18 protein-coding genes are annotated in these 21,123 nt (G+C 62.7%); 8 read left to right on the top strand and 10 right to left on the bottom strand.

Annotated elements, in window-relative coordinates; translation table 11 throughout:
* Positions 1-2: 2 nt before the first annotated feature.
* From IRL76_RS06045 to IRL76_RS06035, 3 genes are read left to right on the top strand one after another with little or no spacing between them, the layout of a single operon-like run.
* Complete coding sequence (locus IRL76_RS06045; protein WP_200983885.1) at positions 3-776, top strand: type III pantothenate kinase; 774 nt, start codon at positions 3-5, stop codon at positions 774-776.
* Positions 773-2,422 (top strand): ribonuclease J, encoded by a 1,650-nt coding sequence (locus IRL76_RS06040; protein ID WP_200983884.1) that lies wholly within the window; start codon positions 773-775, stop codon positions 2,420-2,422. The genes IRL76_RS06045 and IRL76_RS06040 overlap by 4 nt, the downstream gene beginning before the upstream one ends.
* A gap of 7 nt (positions 2,423-2,429) precedes the next feature.
* Positions 2,430-2,702 carry a DUF1467 family protein gene (locus IRL76_RS06035; RefSeq protein ID WP_200983883.1) on the top strand — a complete coding sequence of 91 codons (273 nt, stop codon included), beginning with the start codon at positions 2,430-2,432 and terminating at the stop codon, positions 2,700-2,702.
* Between the two features lie 4 nt (positions 2,703-2,706).
* Here the strand turns inward: IRL76_RS06035 and IRL76_RS06030 are convergent, their stop codons facing one another.
* Complete coding sequence (locus IRL76_RS06030; protein WP_200983882.1) at positions 2,707-5,325, bottom strand: coiled-coil domain-containing protein; 2,619 nt, start codon at positions 5,323-5,325, stop codon at positions 2,707-2,709.
* A gap of 72 nt (positions 5,326-5,397) precedes the next feature.
* Between IRL76_RS06030 and IRL76_RS06025 the strand changes: the two genes are divergently transcribed.
* The 4 genes from IRL76_RS06025 (at position 5,398) to IRL76_RS06010 (ending at position 9,430) form a co-directional block, all read left to right on the top strand.
* A complete protein-coding gene (locus IRL76_RS06025; protein ID WP_200983881.1) occupies positions 5,398-5,703 on the top strand; it encodes an Hpt domain-containing protein in 306 nt (101 codons plus the stop codon).
* Positions 5,704-5,776: 73 nt separating this feature from the next.
* Positions 5,777-6,979 (top strand): hypothetical protein, encoded by a 1,203-nt coding sequence (locus IRL76_RS06020; protein ID WP_200983880.1) that lies wholly within the window; start codon positions 5,777-5,779, stop codon positions 6,977-6,979.
* A gap of 35 nt (positions 6,980-7,014) precedes the next feature.
* Positions 7,015-7,980, top strand: coding sequence for a hypothetical protein (locus IRL76_RS06015; protein ID WP_200983879.1), 966 nt, complete (start codon positions 7,015-7,017; stop codon positions 7,978-7,980).
* 1 nt (position 7,981) lies between these two features.
* On the top strand, positions 7,982-9,430 hold the full coding sequence (locus IRL76_RS06010; RefSeq protein ID WP_200983878.1) for a sensor histidine kinase: 1,449 nt from the start codon (positions 7,982-7,984) through the stop codon (positions 9,428-9,430).
* A gap of 51 nt (positions 9,431-9,481) precedes the next feature.
* Here IRL76_RS06010 and IRL76_RS06005 read toward each other — a convergent pair whose 3' ends face one another.
* The gene (locus IRL76_RS06005; protein WP_200983877.1) at positions 9,482-10,768 is read right to left on the bottom strand and encodes a citrate synthase; all 1,287 of its coding nucleotides are present in this window, start codon (positions 10,766-10,768) and stop codon (positions 9,482-9,484) included.
* Positions 10,769-10,778: 10 nt separating this feature from the next.
* Complete coding sequence (gene gltX / locus IRL76_RS06000) at positions 10,779-12,239, bottom strand: glutamate--tRNA ligase (protein ID WP_200983876.1); 1,461 nt, start codon at positions 12,237-12,239, stop codon at positions 10,779-10,781.
* A 265-nt stretch (positions 12,240-12,504) separates the two neighbouring features.
* Here gltX and IRL76_RS05995 point away from each other — a divergent pair, with 265 nt between their 5' ends.
* Positions 12,505-14,529, top strand: a complete 2,025-nt coding sequence (locus IRL76_RS05995) for a ComEC/Rec2 family competence protein (protein WP_246450022.1) — start codon at positions 12,505-12,507, stop codon at positions 14,527-14,529.
* Between the two features lie 29 nt (positions 14,530-14,558).
* Here the strand turns inward: IRL76_RS05995 and lexA are convergent, their stop codons facing one another.
* From lexA to trpE, 7 genes are all read right to left on the bottom strand, one after another.
* Positions 14,559-15,248: a transcriptional repressor LexA gene (lexA, locus tag IRL76_RS05990; RefSeq protein ID WP_200983874.1), complete on the bottom strand. Its 690-nt coding sequence runs from the start codon at positions 15,246-15,248 to the stop codon at positions 14,559-14,561.
* Between the two features lie 138 nt (positions 15,249-15,386).
* A complete protein-coding gene (trpC, locus tag IRL76_RS05985) occupies positions 15,387-16,172 on the bottom strand; it encodes an indole-3-glycerol phosphate synthase TrpC (protein WP_200983873.1) in 786 nt (261 codons plus the stop codon).
* Positions 16,169-17,161, bottom strand: coding sequence for an anthranilate phosphoribosyltransferase (gene trpD / locus IRL76_RS05980; protein ID WP_200983872.1), 993 nt, complete (start codon positions 17,159-17,161; stop codon positions 16,169-16,171). The genes trpC and trpD overlap by 4 nt, the downstream gene beginning before the upstream one ends.
* The gene (locus IRL76_RS05975) at positions 17,158-17,772 is read right to left on the bottom strand and encodes an anthranilate synthase component II (RefSeq protein WP_200983871.1); all 615 of its coding nucleotides are present in this window, start codon (positions 17,770-17,772) and stop codon (positions 17,158-17,160) included. Before IRL76_RS05975 ends, trpD begins: the two co-directional genes overlap by 4 nt.
* 59 nt (positions 17,773-17,831) lie before the next feature.
* Positions 17,832-18,794, bottom strand: coding sequence for a prolyl aminopeptidase (pip, locus tag IRL76_RS05970; RefSeq protein ID WP_200983870.1), 963 nt, complete (start codon positions 18,792-18,794; stop codon positions 17,832-17,834).
* Positions 18,791-19,621, bottom strand: a complete 831-nt coding sequence (locus IRL76_RS05965) for a phosphodiester glycosidase family protein (RefSeq protein WP_200983869.1) — start codon at positions 19,619-19,621, stop codon at positions 18,791-18,793. Before IRL76_RS05965 ends, pip begins: the two co-directional genes overlap by 4 nt.
* Complete coding sequence (gene trpE / locus IRL76_RS05960; protein ID WP_246450021.1) at positions 19,618-21,117, bottom strand: anthranilate synthase component I; 1,500 nt, start codon at positions 21,115-21,117, stop codon at positions 19,618-19,620. The genes IRL76_RS05965 and trpE overlap by 4 nt, the downstream gene beginning before the upstream one ends.
* Positions 21,118-21,123 lie beyond the last annotated feature (6 nt).

Here is a 21,123-nt window from a genome sequence, read left to right as displayed (position 1 = left end):
CGATGCTGCTCGCAGCCGATGTCGGCAATACGAACGTGGTCTTCGCCCTATTCGACGGGCGCGAGATCAAGACCCGCTGGCGCATCGCCACGGATCCGCGCCGAACAGGCGACGAATACGCAGTCTGGCTGCTCCAGCTGCTCGAAATCGAGGGCTATTCGCGCGAGGACGTGACGCAGATCATCATTGGTTCCGTCGTTCCGCGTTCGATCCACAATCTCACCGTTCTGGCGGAGAAATACTTCGACGTAACGCCGCTGATCGCGGGGCAGGGCAGGGCCGAATGGGGGATCGAGATCGACGTCGATCTGCCGAGTTCGCTTGGTGCAGATCGCGCGCTCAATGCCATCGCCGCGCACAAGAAGTGGGAGGGCGACCTCATCGTGGTCGATTTCGGCACTGCGACGACCTTTGATGCCGTCGATTTCAAGGGTGCCTACAAGGGCGGCATCATTGCACCCGGCATCAACCTCTCACTCGATGCGCTAGTCGGAAATACCGCAAAGCTGCCGCGGATTGCCATCCAGAAACCGACCAGTAACTCGGTCATTGGCCGCAACACCGAAGACCAGATGCTGATCGGGGTGTTCTGGGGCTATGTCGCCTTGATCGAAGGACTCATCGAGCGAATGAAGAAGGAAATCGGTCGTCCGGCAAAGGTTGTCGCAACGGGAGGTCTTGCCCTCCTGTTCGACGAGCACACCGAGCTCTTTGACGAAGTCGACAGCGACCTGACTTTGGACGGGCTGGCCATCCTTGCGGAGCGCTGCGCTTGAAGAAGGATTTCACCCCGGAAGACGAACTGCTGTTCCTGGCCCTCGGCGGGTCGGGCGAGATCGGCATGAACGTGAACCTCTACGGCTGCCAGGGCCGCTGGATCATGGTGGATCTTGGTATGACCTTCTCGGGTGACCAGTATCCTGGCGTTGATCTCGTTTTCGCCGACCTGCAGTTCATCGAGGAGCGTTCGGACAAGCTCGACGCCATCGTCCTGACCCATGCACACGAGGACCACATCGGCGCCGTGCCCTATTTTGCCGCCGACCTCGGCGTGCCGATCTACGCGACGCCGTTTACGGCTGACCTGGTCCTGCGCAAGCTCGAGGAAGCGGGGATCGCCGATGACATCGAACTGCACGTAATCGAGGACGATCACGGTAGGCTCCAGGTGGGTCCGTTCGGCATCACCTACATCCCGCTCGCGCACTCGATCGCCGAGGGCAATGCTCTACTGATCGAAACGCCCCACGGCCGCATCTTCCATACCGGCGACTGGAAGCTCGACGAAGATCCCATCATCGGCGAACCGACCACTGAGGAAGAACTCACTGCCATCGGCGACGAGGGTGTTCTGGCGCTGGTCTGCGACAGCACCAATGTCTTCAATCCGGCTCCGAGCGGCTCGGAAGGTGCTGTCTACAAGGGCCTGCTCGAGGAAGTCGGGAGGCACTCGGGGAAGCGCGTGCTGGTCACGACTTTCGCTAGCAATGTCGCTCGTCTCCAGACTCTGGGCGAGGTCGCGCGAGAGACCGGGCGCAAGGTCTGCGTCGCCGGTCGATCGCTCGACCGCATCATCGAGGTGGCGCAGGACAATGGCTATCTCACCGATTTCCCCGAACCGGTCGACTTCGACACGGCCATGCGCTTGCCGCGTGGCGAACTGCTCATCCTTGCCACAGGCGGGCAAGGCGAGCCAAGAGCCGCGCTTGCCCGCATTGCCGAGGAGAACCATCCGCTCGAGCTTTCAGCAGGCGATGTGGTGCTGTTTTCCAGCCGCCAGATCCCGGGCAATGAAATCTCCATCGGCGTAGTCCAGAACCGTCTGGCCGCTCGCGGCATCACCATGGTCACCGACCGGCAGAGCATGATCCATGTTTCGGGTCACCCTGGGCGACCGGAACTTGAGGCGCTCTACGGATGGCTGCGCCCCGACATCCTTGTGCCCGTTCATGGCGAGATGCGCCACATGCAGGAGCAGGGACGTCTCGGGAAATCGACGGGCATCCCGGCACAGGTCGTGCAGCAGAACGGCGATCTCGTGCGCCTCGCACCGGGGGCACCCGGAAAGATTGCTGAGGTAAGGGCAGGGCGGCTCGTTCTCGACGGCGACATTATAGTGCCGGCAGACGGTGAAGCGATTGCCATGCGGCGCCGGATCATGCGCGAAGGTGTGGTTATCGTGGCGCTCGACGGCAATCTTAACCCTCGCATCGACAGCCTCGGCCTCCCGCTGGACGAGGACTATCCCGAGTTCATCGCGGAGGCGCAGAACGACATTAGCGAGGCGCTCGGCAAGCTGAAGGGCAAGGACCGCAAGGAGCCGGGATCGATCCACGAAGCGGCAAGGCTCGCGGCCCGCCGTGCGGCACAGCGCTGGTCGGGCAAGCGTCCGCAGGTTCGCGTCATCCTCCCCAACATGTGAGCCGGCCATGCAGTGGACCAGTATCCTCGCGATCTATTTCCTCTTCCTCGTCTTCAGCGCATTCCTGCTGCTCCCGTTCGGGGTGAAAACCCATGATGAGGTCGGTGCGGAGAAGGTCCCCGGACAGGCCGATAGCGCGCCGGTCGATTTTCGTCCGGGCCGCCTGATGCTGCGTGCAATGATCATCGCGGCGGTTCTGACAACCGCCTACGTCCTCAATTACATCAATGGCTGGATCGTCCCGCAGGACCTGATCTTCTTCGGCCCCGACGCCCGCTGAAGTCTTATTGCCGCAGGCGTTCCAGTGCCTGCGCCATCGCCACGTAGAGCTTGCCCATGTCGCTCGACAGCAGCGTCACGCTGAGTGCGTGACCGTCGCGGGTCGAGAGCATGGTGCGCAGCATCGATTCGAAGTCATGGATGTAGCGGCTGACATGCTCTCGGAAATCGTGGTCGGTGTCGTAAAGCTCGGCAATCTCGCGCGCCTCGGTGTTGTCCAGCAGTCGTACCGCACGGCGAGTGAAGATGCCCCGATCCCCGCGCAGGTAGCTCGCCCAGGCGGTGTCGGTTACCTCGGTGCTCAGCGCCTTGGCGATGTCGATGGCATTCGAGTTCAGGCTCTCGGTAATTAGCGCCACACGACGCGAAAAGTCGTTCCCGACCTCCTCGCTCGCACGTTCGCGTGCCTGCGCAATGCGACTTTCCAGATTGCCGGTCAGCTCGTTCACCTTGGCCAGCTGGTCGCGCATCATGCGGATAGTTTCGCGGCCAGCATTGGTCGAACGAGAGGTCGCCTCGTCGATCTTGCCCAGCGCCTGTTCGGTATGTTCGGCCAGCGCGCGATCGATGGCCTGCGCGCTTTGTTCGCCGACACGGTCGGCGATCTTCGCAAGGCGATCTCCCTGCTCGGTCTCGATCGCCGCAATCGCGTCGCGAGCGCTGCTTTCGAGTTGTTCGATAGCTGCGCGCAGTTCGTTCTTAGCTCTCTCGGCAACGGCCTCATTTTCGCTGCCCAGCGCAGAAACGCTGTCTCGCAAGCGCTCGATGCTACCAATTTGCGCGGTTGCGGTTTCGGCGAATCGGGACTGGAATGCCTCGATTTCGGCAATTGCAGAGCGGGCCCGCTGGTCGGTCAGCTCCATGCTTGCCGCAGCATCCGAGCCTGCAGCGCCGGCAGTCTCGAGGAGAGCCTTGATATCCCGGGCGCGTGTTTCGATTGCAGTGAGGCGCTGTTCACTCGACGCCATCGCCTCAGGCAGGATTTCGCGACCCTGCTTGGCACTCGCCTGGATGAGTTCGAGAAGCCGCACGCTTGCGTCGGTCAGTGCAGCGACCGCCATGTCGGTGCCATCAAGGGCCTCGCGGCTTTCCAACAGCTTGGCGTTCAGTGCGTCGACGCTGTCGGCAATGGCACCGCTGGCTTCGCGGCCCTGGCTTTCGACCTTGGCAAAGCTCGAACCCAGCTCGGCTAGGCGGGCCACGAGGTTTTCGCCTTCACGCACGAGCGCCTGGGCGCTTTCGGCATGCGAGCGCTGGCGATCCTCGAGCGCGGCGTCGAGAGTCTCGAGGCGCGAACGCATCGCGGCGATGGCCGCCTGCTCGGCCTCCTCGAGTTCGACCCGACGCTTGGCATTCTGTTCGTCGAAGGCGCGGTTGCGCTCGGTGATGCGTTCGTCGACCGCAGTCGCCTCCTCGAATAACGCCTTGAGCTTGGTATTTGCGGCAACCAGGGCGGATTCGTCGATCTTGCGGATCTCCTCGATAGCTTCGCGAAGACGGTCGGCCATCGCGTTGACCTGACTGCCCCATGCTTCGATCGCCGCCTTCTCTCCGTCTCTCACACCGATAGAGATGCGTGTGGATTCCAGCTGGAGGCTCTGGATCCGTTCGCGCAGGGTAGCGAGCGCGGCCTCGTGTTCCGCATCGGCAGCCACGCGCGCCGATTCCAGTTCGGCACGAAGCGCATCGGCGCGCGCGCGAATCGAAGCGAGTGCATCGACTTCGCGGCTGTCGAGGTCGGCACGGAAAACCTCGCTCTGTTCGCGCAAGGTTGCAAAGCGTGCGTCGGCGACGGTGCCCAGCTGTTCGGTCTGTTCGGTGAACGCTTCGAGCGCTTCATCGACGCGAGTGCGCAGCGAAGTAACCTGGCGTTCGCTTGCGGCTCCGAAGTCGTTGAGGCGCTTGAAGCCCTCAATCAATTCGTCGACCTGCGACTTGGCGGTCCGTCCGGCACTGCCGATCTGGTTCGAGACGTCCTTCGCGGAATTAGCGAGGACCGGGAGGTTGTCACGCAGCCGGTCCATGTTCTCGAGCGCCGTTTCGCTGACCTTGGCGATGGCGTCGACCTGCTCACCATTGTGCCTGATAAGGCCCTGGAGGCGATCGGCATTTTCGGAAATCCGTTCGGAGGCCGATCGGCCGAGGTATTCGAGATCGCGCGTCTGCGAGGTCAGGAATTCACGCGCCAGGCTGAGTTCGCGGTTCACAGTGACGAGTCGTTCCTCGAGCCGCGACGATTCTTCGCGCAGCGACAAGGCTACCTCGCCGTAACGTTGGGCCTCACGGGTGGAGTTGCGCATGGCGAGGAGCCACAATGAAACGACCAGCAGAACGGGGATCGACCATGAGGTAATCCAGCCGCTCCATTGCTGGGCTGTCGCGCCGACGAACATCGCGGCGCTGTTTGCCCAGACATAGAAAGCAGTCCATGCGGCGATGGCCACGATCGCGACCGTGGGGGCAATCCATTGCGTGGAATTGGTTTGCTGTTCCTCTTCCCACACCTCCGTCGCCTCGTAGACATCGTCTGAAGCTTCCTCGACAACCTCCTCTGTAAGAAGGATTTCATCGGTTGACGACGAGTCCCCATCGGAGACGGCCTGGATCAGTGAGCGCTTTCTCATGAGCGTGAAGCTATCACGAAAACGACATGCTTAAACCCACTTTAACCCTTTGGCTGGTATGGTTTGCGACCAATGACTTACCAGCAGGGACCCTTTCTCGCGGCGCTTGGCGCAGCATCCGGTGATGACCCGGCGCTGCAGGCCGAGCTGCGTGCTGCGTTTGTCGAGAGCGTGGAGCGGCAGCTGGACCTGCTGCGCCGCGCCCGTTGTGACGGCAACTGGAGCGTTGCCGCGCAAAGGCTCCACGCCATTGCCGGAAGTTTCCATGTCGAGGAACTGCGCCAGTTGGCCGATGATGCGCAGAGTGCTGCCCCTGGTGAGCCTACGATCCTGACGAGGCTGGCGGAACTGGTGACCGAGTTGCGCATCGAAGCCTGAGGGTAAGGCCGCCTTTGGGCTGGCTCTTGTGCCTCCGGATACCTAGAACACCGGCAAACACCACCACGGGTCGTTGAAGAAACTGCCGGAGCACGACTTGCGCGTCGCCCTCTTGTCCACACTAGACCATTCGCCCGCGCTGGGACGGATCCGGCCTGCGTTCCGCCATTTTGCAGGTTCGCGGATCATCGAAAGGCAAGTTGATCTCGCCCTGGCTGCCGATTGCGGCACGATTGCTTGCCTCGTCGATGGCATCGGGCGCGAAGTGATAGAGGCCCAGAAGCGCGCCGAAGCCGCAGGCGTCCGTTTCGTTGCCATGCAGGAAACCCGTCCACTTTCCGGACTTGTATCGGCCGCGGACGAGATTTTCGTTGTTGGTGCGGGACTGCTTCCCGCCGACGAGGTCGTGCTCAAGTACTCTGTACGTCCATCAGTGCTGGTCTTCCCCGCTGAGGACGCCGTGCCGCTGGGATATGAGCGTATCGACGCCGAATTCGCCTGGGCGGGAGTTTTCCTCGCGCATGGCAGTACAGTCGAAAGGCTGGCGGAGCTGCCACCTGACGCGGATGTCATTTCGGCCTTGTTGCGCATTGCGCTGCAATCGGGGGTTCGGATCCAGCCGATAGAGAAGCGCCTCATTGACGTGGGCAGGTGGCATCTCGACCCGACGGTCGAGCAGCTCGACGAGCGCGAACAGCAATGGATCCGCGATCACGCGGCTGCTGCCAGCTTCGCCGCACCGGGCCTTGCAGTATCCGAACGCATTGGAGCGCGACTGGCGAAAGACGTGCTGGGCGGGCGTTGGGCACGCCTGCCTGCCATTTTGGCGGGCCTTTCAGGCGTTATTGCCATGTCGCTGGCCTTGCTCGGATGGGAGATCACTGCGCTGGGCTTCGGTGCCCTGATGGCCATGCTGGGCGCAGCTGGTGAAACGGTCGAGCGAATTGCCCTGGCAGGCCAGGCCGCAGCGCGGCGCTCTGCATTGGCGAGGACAATCGACTGGCTGACCGATCCGGTTCTCGCCATCCTAATCGCCCTTGCATCGCCCGAAGATACCGAATGGCTTCGCCTGTTCGTCCCTGTTGTCCTGTTCGGCCTGCTCCGGCTTGGCCATCGCATGGTAGGGTCCAGATTTCGCGAGACATATCGTGATCGGGTGGCACTTTCGATACTGCTGCTACCCGCGGCCTTCCTCGGTATAGTGCAGCCGGTGACCGCCGTTCTCGTGCTATTGGTGATGCTCTCGCTTTTCTTCGCCCCGACAAGCGGCGAATAACGGCGAATTAACCATGCAAGTGCTAGTGTAAGCCCATGAAGATGCACGACCCCGTGCCTGAGTCCGGCGAAAAGACCCGGACGGCGGCTCTGCGCGATGAATTGGCGCAGGGTAACGCCATGCTCGCACGCGTTGCACCTATCCTCTCGCATCTCCTGGCGACACCCGACCATTCGTTGTTCAGTGACGAGCTGGTCGCGCGTATTCGGGGCATGTGCCACGACATGGCATGGCAAATCCTGCGTGCGCAGGCCGAAGCGACTGGAGAGAAGGGAAGGGACGCCTTTGCCGACCGCCATGGCGAGGATCTTGCCGAACATTTCTTTGCCAGCCCCGCGATACTCTCGCACTGCCATGCGCTTGCGCTTGAGTGGCAGCTGAGCGAGCGCATGGAGCAGCAGTACGGGATCGATCCCGTGCTGTCGCCATTGCTGCAGGAACTGATCGCCTCTCCCGAGAGCAGTCAGGCGAGCGCCGCCATGGCCGCGCTCGCAACACAAGCGCGTTTCGCACAGGCACAACGCCGCATGGAGCTGCCGCTCGCGGAACTGCCCGGCGACCTGTTCCACGCCTTGCTGCTGGCCTGGCGCACCTTCAACGGGCAGCGTCGCTCGGATGCGATGATCCGGGCGGAGGCCAAACTGCGCAATGGCTATGACGAGAGCACCAATCGCCTGGCCCTGCTGGCTCGCCTCGTCTCCGGGATGGCTGACGATGCGACCGCCGCACTAGACGTAACGGGCGCAGGCGTTGCACTCTTCCTAACCGCGCTCGGTGCGCGTTCCGGCCAGTCGCGCGGCATGGCCGTCCTGTCCACGAACGAGAAGCAGGTCTTGAGGCTTGCTCTTGGTCTGAGGGCCGCAGGGCTTTCGCGCGAACAGCTTGAAGTCGAGGTCATGCGACTGCATCCACAGGCCGATCCCCAGCGAGCGATTGGCGAGATTACGGCTTCGGAAGCTGCACAATTGCTGGCCGAAGCCGGCTCATTGGGGGTGAGCTGAGATGACCACTGTCGGGACTCGCTATATCGCCCATGGGCGGGCAGATGCCGAAGGTCGCCTCGTTGAGGCCCAGGAACCCTTGGCGGGCCTGCAGGAAGCCTGCGGGGGGCGGGTTGGTGAAACCATTGCAGTCCCCGAATTGCGCTCGCTGGTGGAAAAGGCGCGGCACTACGGACTGCGCCTCGCGCGCCAGTTCTCGGCTGTCGATGGCGATAACCGGATTACGGCATGGGTCGAATTGGCACCCGAGTTCGATGAGCAAGGCAATTTTGCCGCCTGTGCCATCGATGTCGTCAACTGGAATAGCGAGGAGTTGCCGCCCGAGAACGAACTCGACGCCGCCCGCCGCCGGGTCGAAATCAACCGCCACCTCGCCGACTGCACGGCCCGTTTGGACCCCAAGCAAGGCATTCTGTCGGTCGTGACGGAAGCTCAGGACCTCGCGCAATTCGTCGAGGCGACGCGCGAAGCGATAGGCCGCCCGTGGACCGATTTCGTCACCTTGCCGGGAAACAGCCACGAACAACCGCTCCATTGGCGGCTTCTCGACGGCGCTCGCTGCCAGATAGAAGGATCCGGGCGCGAATGGACTGCCCATCTCGAACCGCTCGGCCAGATGGAGCCGGGCAGCGCCGGCTTCGTGCTCTACCTCACGGCCTCCTCGCCAGAACCCGTTACGGGAGAGAGCGCGTCGCCCAGCGGCATCGAGGGTGCCTCTTTCGGTCGCGACCTGACGCCGGTGCTGCGGCAGCCCATCAATCGCATCATTGCCAATGCCGAGACGATCCGAACCAAGCTCGCCGGCCCCATTGCCGATGAATACAGTTCCTATGCCGCGGACATTGCCACGGCGGCGCAGCACCTTCTCGCTCTGATCGACGATCTTTCGGATCTGGAAGTCGTGGAATCGGACGAGTTCGTAACTGCGCCCGACCGCATAGAGCTTGCTGACGTAGCGCGCCGAGCCTGTGGCATCCTCGGGGTGCGTGCGCAGGAGAAGGGTATCACGTTGGTGCCGCCGGTCGAAGGCGAGAGCCAGTTGGCCATCGCCGAGTTTCGCCGTGTCCTGCAGATCCTGCTCAACCTTGTCGGCAATGCGATCCGCTATTCACCTGATCAGAGCCAGGTCTGGATACGTCTCGACCGGGTCGGCAACCGGGCGCTGATTACCGTGGCCGACCAAGGCATGGGGCTCGACCAGAACCAGCAGTCCAAGGTGTTCGAGAAGTTCGAGCGTCTTGGGCGCAGCGGCGATGGCGGCTCGGGCCTCGGCCTCTACATCTCGCGTCGTATCGCACGGGCGATGGATGGCGACCTCACTGTCGAAAGTGCGCCAGGGCAGGGAGCGCGGTTTACCTTGTCGGTGCCCGCAGCCGACGACATGCGCGGCGAGATGCGCGACGGCCCCGGCAAGGATGTGCCGCGCGCGGACGACGAAAACGGTGGCTGAAACGAAAAAGGGGCGCCGAAGCACCCCTTGATCGTTGTCCTGCTCTTGCGATTAGCGCTGGCCGATGGGCACGTAATCGCGTTCCGTCGGACCAGTGTAGAGCTGGCGCGGGCGACCGATGACTTGGCCGGGATCGGAAATCATCTCGTTCCACTGCGCGACCCAGCCCACGGTGCGGGCAAGGGCGAAGAGCACGGTGAACATCGTCGTCGGGAAACCGATCGCGTTGAGGATGATGCCCGAGTAGAAATCGACGTTCGGGAAAAGCTTCTTTTCCTTGAAGTAGTCGTCGCTTAGCGCGAGCTCCTCGAGCCGCAGCGCGGTTTCGAAAACCGGGTCATTGACGTTGAGCGCTTCGAACACTTCACGCAGCGTCTGCTGCATGACAGTCGCACGCGGATCGTAGTTCTTGTAGACGCGGTGGCCAAAGCCCATCAGGCGGAACGGATCGTTCTTGTCCTTGGCGCGCTCGATGTAGTGCGGGATGCGATCGGGCGAGCCGATTTCCTGCAACATGTTCAGCGCTGCTTCGTTGGCACCGCCATGCGCCGGACCCCACAGGCACGCGATGCCGGCGGCGATACAGGCGAAGGGGTTGGCGCCCGACGAGCCGGCAAGGCGGACGGTGGAGGTCGACGCGTTCTGTTCGTGGTCGGCATGGAGGATGAAGATACGATCCATTGCACGCTCGATGGCGGGATGGATTTCGTATTCCTCGGCCGGCACGCCGAAGGTCATGCGCAGGAAGTTGCCGGTGTAGCTGAGATCGTTCTTCGGATAGAGGAACGGCTGACCGATGGAGTACTTGTACGCCATCGCGGCGATCGTCGGCATCTTGGCGATCAGGCGGTGACTGCTGATCTTGCGGTGCTCCGGATCGGAGATGTCGGTGCTGTCGTGATAAAATGCCGACAGGGCGCCAACCACGCCGCACATCACCGCCATCGGGTGCGCATCGCGACGGAAGCCGCGATAGAACGTCGCCAGCTGCTCGTGCAGCATCGTATGGCGGCTGATCGTCCAGGTGAAGTCGTCCAGTTCCTTCTGCGAGGGCAACTCGCCATTGAGCAGAAGGTAGCTGACTTCCATGAAGCTCGAATGCTCGGCCAGCTGGCCGATCGGATAGCCGCGGTGGAGCAGGACGCCCTCTTCACCGTCGATATAGGTCAGCGCGCTCTCGCAGCTCGCGGTCGACTTGTAGCCGGGATCGTAAGTGAATGCGCCGGTCTCGCCGTACAGCTTGCGGATGTCGATGACATCGGGTCCGACGCTGCCTTCAAGAACCGGGAATTGGTGGGTCGTGCCACCGAGATCGAGAGTTGCCTGCTTGTCGGCCACGCGTTTCTCCTCAAACTTCCTTTGCTGCTTCTGCCGAGCGGGCCTGCGCGTCGATCCGCGCGAGCGCCTCATCCCTTCCCAGCAGGACCAGCACATCGAAAATACCGGGCGACGTTGTCGTACCGGTCAATGCTGCGCGCATGGGCTGCGCGAGCTTGCCGAGACCCAATCCAAGCGTCTCCGCATACGATTTCGTAGTGGCTTCAAGTCCCTCGATTGTCCAGTCATTTTGCAGGTGCAGCATTTTTGAAAGGCCGGAAAGAAGTTCCCGTGCATTGTCGTCCAGAAGTTCCGCCGCCTTCTCAGTCATCGCCAGCGGCCGCTTTGCGAAGAGAAATGCAGCACCTTCAGCAAGTTCATTGGTGGACTTCGCACGTAGCTTCAGGACGGGCATCGCCTTGGTGAGCAAATCCGCATCCGCTTTCGGACCGATCTTTTCGGCCACGATCAGCGCCAGGCGTCGATCATCGGCCTCGCGGATGTAGTGACCGTTGAGGTTCTGCAGCTTCTTGATGTCGAAGCGCGCCGGGCCCTTGCCGACACCGTCGAGATCGAAAAGCTCGACGGCTTCCTCCTTGGTGATTTCCTCGCGGTCGCCATGGCCCCAACCGAGACGCAGCAGGTAGTTGAACAGCGCTTCGGGGAGGACTCCTTCCTGGTCGCGATAGGCCTCGACACCGACTGCGCCGTGACGCTTCGACATCTTCGCGCCATCGGGGCCGTGGATCAGCGGCACGTGGGCGTAGACCGGATCCGGCCAGTTGCCCTCGATGGCGTTCATGGCGCGGATGATTGGCAGCTGGCGGAACGCGTTGTTGATGTGGTCGTCGCCGCGAATGATGTGCGTGACGCCCATGTCATGGTCGTCCACCACCACTGCCAGCATATAGGTCGGCGTGCCGTCCGAGCGCAGCAGGATGTAGTCGTCGATCTCGTTGTTCTGGACGGTGATCCTGCCCTGGACCGCATCGTCGATTGTGGTCGCGCCTCCGGTCGGCACCTTCAGGCGGATAACGTAGGGCGCACCCGCAGGCGCTTCCGACGGATCGCGGTCGCGCCAGCGGCGGTCATAGCGCAAGGGCAGCTTGGCGGCGCGCTGTTGCTCGCGCATTGCCTCCAGTTCCTCGGGCGTGGCGAAGCACTTGTAGGCATGGCCGGCAGCGAGAAGCTGGTGGGCAACCTCGGCATGACGCTCCGCGCGATCAGACTGGAACATGGGCGCATCGTCGAAATCGAGACCGAGCCAATCGAGCCCCTCGATGATCTTGTCGATCGCGTCCTGCGTGCTGCGCTTGCGGTCGGTGTCCTCGATCCGCAGCAGCACGCGGCCACCATGATGGCGGGCATAGAGCCAGTTGAAGAGCGCCGTGCGCGCACCGCCGATATGGAGATATCCGGTGGGCGAGGGAGCAAAGCGGGTGACGACCTGTCCGGCAGTCTTTCCGGCGCCGCTCACACTATCGCTTGCCATTGTCTCTCGCTTCCTTTCAAACACTTACATGGCGACGCGGGGGACGCCCTTGATACCGATGGGGGAGGCGGACGATCACGTCCGTCGGGTCGTGCCGCGCCCTTGGCGCATGCGCGCGCTCTTGTCCAGATTCGCGGAGGGTGCGGAAGGGTTGCTCGCGTCGGCTAGGTTCGATCGCGGGCCATGGATTACCGTTGGTTTCGCAGCAGGTATCGGGGTTTGGTTCGGTCTCGCCTCGCCTTATCAATGGTTGGCGGCCATGGGCATGCTGGCCCTCCTTTCCGCGGCTGCAATTGCATTGTGGCGGAGCCGGGATGGGCGCGCTCACCTGCTCTATGCCACGGTTGCCGTTGCTGTGGCGATTGTAGCCGGCATCGCGGTGGTCTGGCTGCGCTCGGAGTTGATCGGAGCCGAGCCCATTCCTTCACCGCGCTTCGAGCGGATAGACGCCCGGATAATCGAACGCGATGAGCAACCGGCCGAGGGAAGGGTGCGCCTTACGGTCGCGGCGAGTGATCCGGAGACCGGCAGGGCGCTTGCCTATCGCATAAACCTTCCCCTTGAGCGGGACTCCTTGGCCTTCCGGGAGGGCGCAAGGATACGCTTTGCCGCGCGCCTGATGCCGCCGGCCCCGCCAATCGTTCCCGGGGCCTACAATTTCGCCCGGCGTGCCTGGTTCGACGGATTGTCTGCGACTGGTGCGGTGGCCGGCGATGTGCAACTGGTTGAGAGCCCCGGGGAGGGAAGTGCGAACCTCGCTGGAATACAGCGAGGCCTTTCCGAGTTCGTGCGGGCCCGGCTTTCCGGAGGGGCCGGATCTATTGCAGCTACTCTTGCGAGCGGAGATCGCGGAGCCATCTCAGAAGCGGACGAGGAGGCCATGCGCGATGCTGGCCTGACGCACTTGCTTTCGATCAGCGGATTGCATGTCAGCGCAGTCATCGCGGCTGCATATGTCCTGACCTTGCGGCTGCTTGCGCTGTGGCCATGGTTGGCCCTGCGCGTCCGTCTGCCATTGGTGGCGGCGGTTGTCGGTGCGGGAATGGGGATCGCATATACGTTGCTGACAGGCGCGGAGGTGCCGACTGTTCGCAGCTGTATCGGGGCAGTGCTGGTACTGATCGCATTGGCATTGGGGCGCGAGCCTTTGTCCATGCGCATGGTCGCAGTGGCAGCGCTGGCAGTCCTGTTACTGTGGCCAGAATCTCTCGTCGGGCCGAGCTTCCAGATGAGCTTCGCCGCCGTGATCGCCATCGTAGCGCTGCACAACTGCGATCCGGTGAAGCAATTCCTGACTCCCCGTGACGAGGGGCTGCTGCGCAAATGGGGCAGACGCCTGGTCATGCTGTTCGTGACCGGAATGGTCATCGAACTGGCGCTGATGCCGGTGGTGTTGTTCCACTTTCACCGTGCGGGGGTGTACGGCGCATTTGCCAATTTGCTGGCAATTCCCTTGGTGACCTTCGTTTCCATGCCGCTGGTTGCTTTGGCCCTGATGCTCGATGTGGTTGGAGCCGGGGCACCGGTTTGGTGGCTCGCCGGCAAGTCGATCGAGGCCTTGCTTGCCATCGCGCATTTCGTGGCCGACCAGCCAGGGGCCGTGCGGCTTTCGCCCCCGGTTCCCCTGACGGCCATGCTTCTCTTCGTAGCCGGGGCGCTGTGGCTGGCGCTGTGGCACGGGAACAAGAGATTGTGGGGGTTGGTCCCGGTCATGGTTGGAACGCTTTGGATGCTGGTCGCCCCGATGCCCGACGTGCTGGTCACGCGCGACGGGCAGGACCTTGGCATTGTGGAAGCAGGAGAAACGCTGATCGTCCTGCGCGAAAGCAAGGGCGGCTACGCGCGGGACAACCTCATGGAGATCGCCGCAACAAGGAGCGAGCCCAATGCTCTGGCGGATTGGAACAAAGCGAGATGTAGCGATGACTTCTGCATCGTGACGATCGAGCGATCGCGGCGCGATTGGCGATTGCTGATCGCCCGGAGCCGTAACCTGATCGAGGAAAGAGCGCTGGCGGCCGCCTGCGCACAAGTCGATATCGTAATCGCGCCGAGATACCTTCCGCGCTCGTGCAAACCGCGATGGGTGCGGATCGATCGGCGCTTTCTCGATCGGGAGGGTGGAACTGCCCTCTACCTTTCTGGCGAACGGATCGAAACGGTCGCCCAAGCAGAAGGCGGGCATGGCTGGTGGTCACCGCACGAGCGAACCTGGAAGAAGAACGGCGCGCCTTTCCCGAAAGAAGAGCGCGCCGCAAGCAATCCCGCAAAGACATTTGCCGGACACTGAGCTTCCTTCGAGCGCAGTGTCGTCTCCGGTCAATGGTAGCGTCGTAGCAGGCCTGCGAGTTTGCCCTGAACCTTGACCCGATGCGGTTCGTAAATCTGCGGCTCGTAGGCCCCATTCGCCGGATCGAGGCGGACACGACCCGCCTCACGCCGCAGGTACTTGAGCGTCGCCTCCTCGTTGTCGACGAGGGCCACGACAATCTCTCCGTCACGAGCACTGTCCGTGCGGCGGACGAGGGCGAAGTCACCGTCGAAAATCCCTGCCTCGATCATCGAGTCACCGGACACCTCGAGCGCATAGTGTTCACCCGGACCGAGCAGTGCAGCCGGGACAGGCATGCTCGACTGACCTTCGATGGCCTCGATCGGCGCGCCCGCGGCAATGCGGCCGTGGAGCGGGACGTCAATGATGTCGTTGGCCGGAGCTGGGGCCGGAGCGCGAGGTGCGGCAGCAGCGATCACCGCGTCATTTGCAGCCCGCGGGCGTGACGAGCTGGTTACTGCGTCTTCCGGAAGCTTCACGACCTCCAGCGCACGAGCCCGGTTGGGCAGGCGCCGGATGAACCCGCGTTCTTCAAGCGCGGAGATCAGGCGGTGGACGCCAGACTTGCTCTTGAGGTCGAGCGCCTCCTTCATTTCTTCGAAGCTGGGCGAAATTCCCGTCTCCTCCAGCTTCTGCTGGATGAAGCGGATCAACTCGTGCTGCTTGGCGGTCAGCATGACTGCGAAACTCCCGTGTCGCCTGTTCACAACCGTGTGAACGAATGTGGAACAATTAGGCAACTCGAATCGCCAAGTCAAGCAATTCAGCCATTTTCGAGCTATCGGGTGTGGAACAAGTGTTCGCGGTACGTCCCGCTAGCCGCAAAGCAGTGCGCGCGTAGCAGATGCGACGTCGCCCTGTCGCATCAGGCTCTCGCCGACGAGGAAGCTGCGCACCCCGGCACTAGCGAGCCGGACACAATCGGCATGCGTTGCGATACCGCTTTCCCCTACCAGCAAGGTGCCCTCTGGCGCCAGGGGAGCCAGCCTTTCGGTAGTCGCGAGGTCGGTGACGAACGTCCGCAGATCACGATTATTGACTCCGATAAGGCGCGATTCGAGCGCTGACGCTCGCTCCATTTCGGATTCGTCGTGAACCTCGACAAGCACGTCCATGCCAAGTTCGATCGCGGCAGCTTCGATCTCGCGCATCTCCGCATCTTCGAGCGCAGCCACGATGATCAGGATCGCGTCGGCGCCAATGGCGCGCGCTTCGGCAACTTGCCACGGGTCGACCATGAAATCCTTGCGCAGGACCGGAAGGCCGCAAGCAGCCCGGGCCTCGACCAAGTAATCCTCGTGCCCCTGGAAGTACGGCGCATCGGTCAGTACGGAGAGGCAAGCGGCACCCCCTGCGGCGTAGTCGCGGGCGTGCTGAGCCGGATGAAAGTCTTCCCGGATCAATCCCTTGGATGGCGAAGCTTTCTTCACTTCTGCAATCAGGCCGAAGCCATCAGCCTGCGCCTTCTCAAGTGATGTCCTGAAACCGCGAGGTGCGGATTGCTCGCTGGCCAATGCCGCAAGGTCGGCAAGTGAACGCATCGCCTTGCGCACAGCGACTTCCTCGCGCTTGGTGGCGCAGATTTCGATCAGTTTGTTCATCGGGCCATCTCGATCCAGCGCGATAGGAGTCTTTTCGTAGCGCCCGAATCCAGTGCTTCGGCCGCCAGCTCAGCACCCTCGGCCCAGTCGTCAGTACGCCCGGCGACCATCAGCGCGGCGGCGGAATTGAACTTCACCGTCTCGCGATAGGCGCTTTGTTCGCCGTCGAGCAGCGCGGCCAGTGCCTTCGCATTGTGTGCCGGATCCCCGCCACGGATCGCCTCGAGCGGAGCGTGATCCAACCCCGCCATGGTCGCATCGACGCGCTTCATGGCAAATTCGTGCCCGGTGACGTCCGCCATCTCGTTGCCGCCGGCGAGGCTCAGCTCATCGAGCCCCTCGTCGCCCGAGACGATGAAGGTTCGCTCGGTTCCGAGCCGCGCCGTCGCATCGCCATAGATCGAGACGTAGCCCGGGCGCGCGATGCCGATCAGCTGACGCTTGATCCCGACCGGGTTCGACAGCGGCCCCATGAGGTTGAAGATCGTCCGACGGCCCAACTGCTTGCGAATAGGCTGGATGCGCACCATCGCCGGATGGTGATTGGGTGCGAAGAGGAAGCAGATGCCGAGTTCGGCCAGCGTCTTTTCCGCGGTCCGCCCTGCTGCCGCCATGTCGAGCCCGAGTACTTCGAGCGTGTCGGCCACACCCGAAAGCGAGGAAATCGCCCGGTTTCCATGTCGCGCCACGGGTACGCCGCAGGACGCAACCACCAGGCCAACTGCGGTCGAGACGTTGAGCGTGTGGTGCCCGTCGCCGCCGGTGCCGCAGACGTCGATCGCATTGTCCGGCCCGGCCACCGGAATGTAACGCGCGCGCAAGGCCCGCGCCGCACCGGCAATCTCGTCCGCGGTCTCGCTGCGCTCGGTCATGGCGAGGAGGAAGCGAGCAATCTCCTCGTCGCTGGCATCGCCGTCGAGGATCCAGCCGAAGACCTCCTCGGCCTCGCTTTCGGTCATGTGCGGAACGGCAAGCGGCAGGTGCTTCATGCGATTTCGCGCGCCTCGATCCCGCAGAGCGCGAGGAAGTTCGCGAGCAGGGCATGGCCGTGCTCGGTGGCGATGCTCTCGGGATGAAACTGCACCCCGTGGATCGGCAGTTCGCGGTGGCGGAATCCCATCACGCTGCTGCCGTCGAGGCCCGGCGTCTCGCTTGTCGCGTTCACGACTAAATCGTCGGGAATGTCCTCGACCACCAGCGAGTGATAGCGGGTGGCGGTGAAGGGTGACGGCAATCCGGCAAAGACGCCGCTGCCGTCATGCGTCACGGGTGACGTCTTGCCATGCATCAGCCCGCCGCGGACCACATTGCCGCCAAAGTGCTGCCCGATGGACTGGTGCCCGAGGCATACGCCGAGCAGAGGTTTGCCCGCATCGGCGCATGCCGCCACGAGGTCGAGACTGACGCCGGCCTCGTTAGGCGTGCATGGTCCGGGCGAGATCAGGAAGCCCGCTGCCCCGCTGGAAATCGCCTGCCCCGCCGAAATGGCGTCATTGCGCACCACCTCCACGCCTGCGCCAAGCTCCATGAGGTAATGGACCAGGTTGAAGGTGAAGCTGTCATAGTTGTCTATGACAAGGATGGTGCGGCTGTCGGTCATTCGTGGCGTCAATGGCGGCGCGGGGCCGCTCTATCAAGCAAGATAAGCTGGACCTGACGTCACGCCTGCTTGCCAGCGAACCTGTCGCTCGCACGCACAAGCCCGTCGGTGATACCAGGTTCGGTGTAAAGGTGGCCGCCGTCGGGCACCAATTGCAGTTCCACCTCGGGCCACACCTGCTTCAAATCCCACGCCGAGCGGGGCGGGGTGCAGCAGTCGTGGCGCCCCTGCACGATCACGCCGGGAATGTCCGCCAGCTTCCATGCATTATCAAGCAACTGCCCTTCCTCAAGGAAACAGCCATTGCGGAAATAGTGGTTCTCGATCCGCGCGGTGGCGACGGCGTTCTCGCCTTCGGCCATGTGGTCGACCGTGTCTTCCTGCGGCAGGAGCGTACAGGTCACACCCTCCCAGCGGTTCCACGCCGCAGCGGCGGCCTTGCGCACTTCGGGATCGGGATCGTCGAGCAGGTCGCGATAGGCTTCGACCAGGTCGTCCTGCTTGTCCTCGTCGACATGGGCGACGAAATTGTCCCATTCCTCGGGATAGAGTTCGCTCGCGCCAAAGGTGCAAAGCCAGTCGAGTTCGATCTGGCGGCCGAGGAAGATGCCGCGCAGGACCAGTTCGCTCACCCGGTCGGGATGGGTCTGGGCATAGGACAGCGCAAGCGTCGAACCCCAGCTGCCGCCGAACACGAGCCATTGTTCATGCCCGCACATCTCGCGCAGCTTCTCCATGTCGCGGACGAGATGCCAAGTTGTATTGTGCTCGAGAGAGGCGAACGGAGTCGAGCGGCCACAGCCACGCTGGTCAAACAGCAAGACGTCGTACAGCGCCGGGTCGAACTGGCGACGCTGGCCCGGGCTGCATCCGGCGCCGGGGCCGCCATGCAGGAAGACCGCGGGCTTGCCACCTGGCGTACCGACCTTTTCCCAGTAGATTGTGTGGCCGTCACCAACCTCGAGCATACCCGTCTCGTAAGGCTCGATTTCGGGATAGAGCGTGCGGCGTTCCTGGGTCATTCCGCGTCCTTCCTCTCAACGACGACGATCGGACCGATAGGGGCGCCCGTATCGAGCCGGTCGGTCGCCGGGTTCCACAGCTGCGAGACGGTCCCATCGAGGTAAAGAGCGTTCTTCACCTTGAGCTCGTCACGATAGAATCGCGCGATCTTGCCGAAAGAGACCGGCGCATTGGAAATAACGAAATGCGCGCGGCCCTGATCGTCGACGCCCACTGCGTTGCGCACAAGACGCGATGGGCCGTCATTGGTAATTTCGGGATGGAGTTTGCCGTCAACGACCAGCATGGGTCCAGATTGTGTCCCAAAGACAGGTCGGTCCTTGACGTTGGCAAGAAAATCGTCGGTCGTACGGACGTGCCATTCTCCGTTGGTACCGTAGAACACGCCGTTCGGCTTCATGTGGAAATTGCCTTCGCCGTCGGCGGTGTTGAGCTCCTTCAGACGCTCCGAATTCTCGACGAAATAGCCGATCGGCTTGCCCTCGTCGTCGAACATTCCGGCGTTCATTGCGAAGGCAACCTTGTCGGGAGAATGCGTTTTCGCAAACTCGCTCAGGCTGCGATAGGGAGCTTCTCCGCTAGGACCCAGATCCATCGAGATGGTGTGGCGCGAAGGCGTTGCGAGGCAATGCGTCAGGGGAGCATCTTCGAAAATGATCGAGCGACAGGCACTTTCCACAGCGCTCGCGACACTGGGAGTGGGTGTCGGCGTCGCGGCATCGGCCTTGCCGTCAATCCGAGTCCGCGCCACGGGCTTCCCTTCGGGCTGCGCTTCGCAGGCCGTCAGGGCCATCAGAGAAAGGATGGCGATAGTCGTCGTCTTCATTGGCCGAAACCGGGCTCCTGGGCTAGGCGAACCGCCTCTCTTGCCGCAGCGAGTAGGGCCCCCGCCTTGGCTTCGCATTCGCGCTGTTCATAAGCTGGCTCGCTGTCGGCGACGATCCCTGCACCTGCCTGCACATGCATTTCGCCGTCTTTCACCACTGCGGTCCGCAAGACAATACAACTGTCGACGGAACCATCGGGCGCAAAATACCCCACGCCCCCGGCATAGGGGCCGCGGGTGCTGGGCTCGAGCTCCGCGATGATTTCGCACGCTCGAATCTTGGGGGCACCGCTAACAGTGCCCGCAGGGAAACCTGCGAAGAGCGCGTCCAGCGCATCGCGATCTTCTGCCAGACGACCGACGACGTTGCTGACGATATGCATGACGTGGCTGTAACGTTCGACGGTGAAACTTTCGGTGACTGTAACGCTGCCGGATTCGGCGACCCTGCCGACGTCGTTGCGGCCAAGGTCGAGGAGCATCAAGTGCTCAGCACGCTCTTTCGGGTCGGACAGAAGCGATTGTTCGGCAAGCCGATCTTCTGCAGCAGTAGCGCCACGTGGTCTCGTTCCTGCAATCGGGCGAATGGTCACTTCGCCGTCGCGGACGCGCACGAGAATTTCAGGACTTGAACCGACGACTGCGAAGCCGGGCAGGTCGAGCAGATAGAGGAAGGGCGAAGGGTTCACCCTGCGCAACGAGCGATAAAGCGCCATCGGCGGCAGTTCGAAGGGCGAGGTGAAGCGCTGTGACAGCACTACCTGGAAGATGTCGCCCGCAGTGATGTATTCCTTCGCACGCAGGACCATCGCCTCGTAATCTGCGGCGGGCATTGTCGGCGACAATGCCGGCTCGGGATGCGCGCTGGCGTCGACATGTTCGAGCGCCGTGGGACGGGATAGCTTGCGGAGGACCTCGTCGATGCGATCCGCTGCGATTTCGACCGATCCACCCTGCCAGACTGGTGCAATGCAGTAGAGCGCATCGCTCAGTCGGTCGAAAATGAGGATGACGGTGGGCCGAACGAACAACATGTCGGGCAACTCGAGCGCTTCATCCGCAGGTCTGGGTAGCTTCTCTACAAGCCCGATCGTTTCGTACCCGAAGTAGCCGACGAGGCAGGCGAGGGCAGGGGGCAGCTCTTCTGGCACGTCACAGCGACAATCACGCACGAGCGTTCGGAGTGCGTCAAGGGTGCCCGCGTCGCAGGCCTCGAATGCCTCGCGATTGCTGCGCCAAGCGGCATTGATCTGGGCGTTTTGGCCCGTCGCTCGAAAGACGAGATCGGGATCGAGGCCGATGAGGCTGTAGCGTCCGCGCACCTCGCCGCCCTCGACGGATTCGAGCAGGAAGTCGCCGCGTCCCTCCTCGAACAGCTTTAGGGCTGCACCGACAGGGGTCTCTGTATCGGCCACGACCTTGCGCCAGACGAGCGCAGCGCGGCCTGCCTCCAGCTCGGCGCGTGCCCGCCCTTCGCCTTCGAGCAAACCGGTCAAGCGCGC

The sequence above is a fragment of the Qipengyuania soli genome, from assembly GCF_015529805.1.
GTDB lineage: Bacteria > Pseudomonadota > Alphaproteobacteria > Sphingomonadales > Sphingomonadaceae > Qipengyuania > Qipengyuania soli.
The sequence above is the reverse complement of the archived record's forward strand: the minus strand, read 5'-3'. Positions and strand labels throughout refer to the sequence as shown.

What these genes read in the sequence shown, in the direction of transcription:
- IRL76_RS06045 (WP_200983885.1), top strand. Translation starts at nt 3, where the DNA reads ATGCTGCTCGCAGCCGATGTCGGCAATACGAACGTGGTCTTCGCCCTA.
- IRL76_RS06035 (WP_200983883.1), top strand. Translation starts at nt 2,430, where the DNA reads ATGCAGTGGACCAGTATCCTCGCGATCTATTTCCTCTTCCTCGTCTTC.
- IRL76_RS06030 (WP_200983882.1), bottom strand. Translation starts at nt 5,325, where the DNA reads ATGAGAAAGCGCTCACTGATCCAGGCCGTCTCCGATGGGGACTCGTCG.
- IRL76_RS06025 (WP_200983881.1), top strand. Translation starts at nt 5,398, where the DNA reads ATGACTTACCAGCAGGGACCCTTTCTCGCGGCGCTTGGCGCAGCATCC.
- IRL76_RS06015 (WP_200983879.1), top strand. Translation starts at nt 7,015, where the DNA reads ATGAAGATGCACGACCCCGTGCCTGAGTCCGGCGAAAAGACCCGGACG.
- IRL76_RS06010 (WP_200983878.1), top strand. Translation starts at nt 7,982, where the DNA reads ATGACCACTGTCGGGACTCGCTATATCGCCCATGGGCGGGCAGATGCC.
- gltX (WP_200983876.1), bottom strand. Translation starts at nt 12,239, where the DNA reads ATGGCAAGCGATAGTGTGAGCGGCGCCGGAAAGACTGCCGGACAGGTC.
- IRL76_RS05995 (WP_246450022.1), top strand. Translation starts at nt 12,505, where the DNA reads ATGCTGGCCCTCCTTTCCGCGGCTGCAATTGCATTGTGGCGGAGCCGG.
- lexA (WP_200983874.1), bottom strand. Translation starts at nt 15,248, where the DNA reads ATGCTGACCGCCAAGCAGCACGAGTTGATCCGCTTCATCCAGCAGAAG.
- trpC (WP_200983873.1), bottom strand. Translation starts at nt 16,172, where the DNA reads ATGAACAAACTGATCGAAATCTGCGCCACCAAGCGCGAGGAAGTCGCT.
- trpD (WP_200983872.1), bottom strand. Translation starts at nt 17,161, where the DNA reads ATGAAGCACCTGCCGCTTGCCGTTCCGCACATGACCGAAAGCGAGGCC.
- IRL76_RS05975 (WP_200983871.1), bottom strand. Translation starts at nt 17,772, where the DNA reads ATGACCGACAGCCGCACCATCCTTGTCATAGACAACTATGACAGCTTC.
- pip (WP_200983870.1), bottom strand. Translation starts at nt 18,794, where the DNA reads ATGACCCAGGAACGCCGCACGCTCTATCCCGAAATCGAGCCTTACGAG.
- IRL76_RS05965 (WP_200983869.1), bottom strand. Translation starts at nt 19,621, where the DNA reads ATGAAGACGACGACTATCGCCATCCTTTCTCTGATGGCCCTGACGGCC.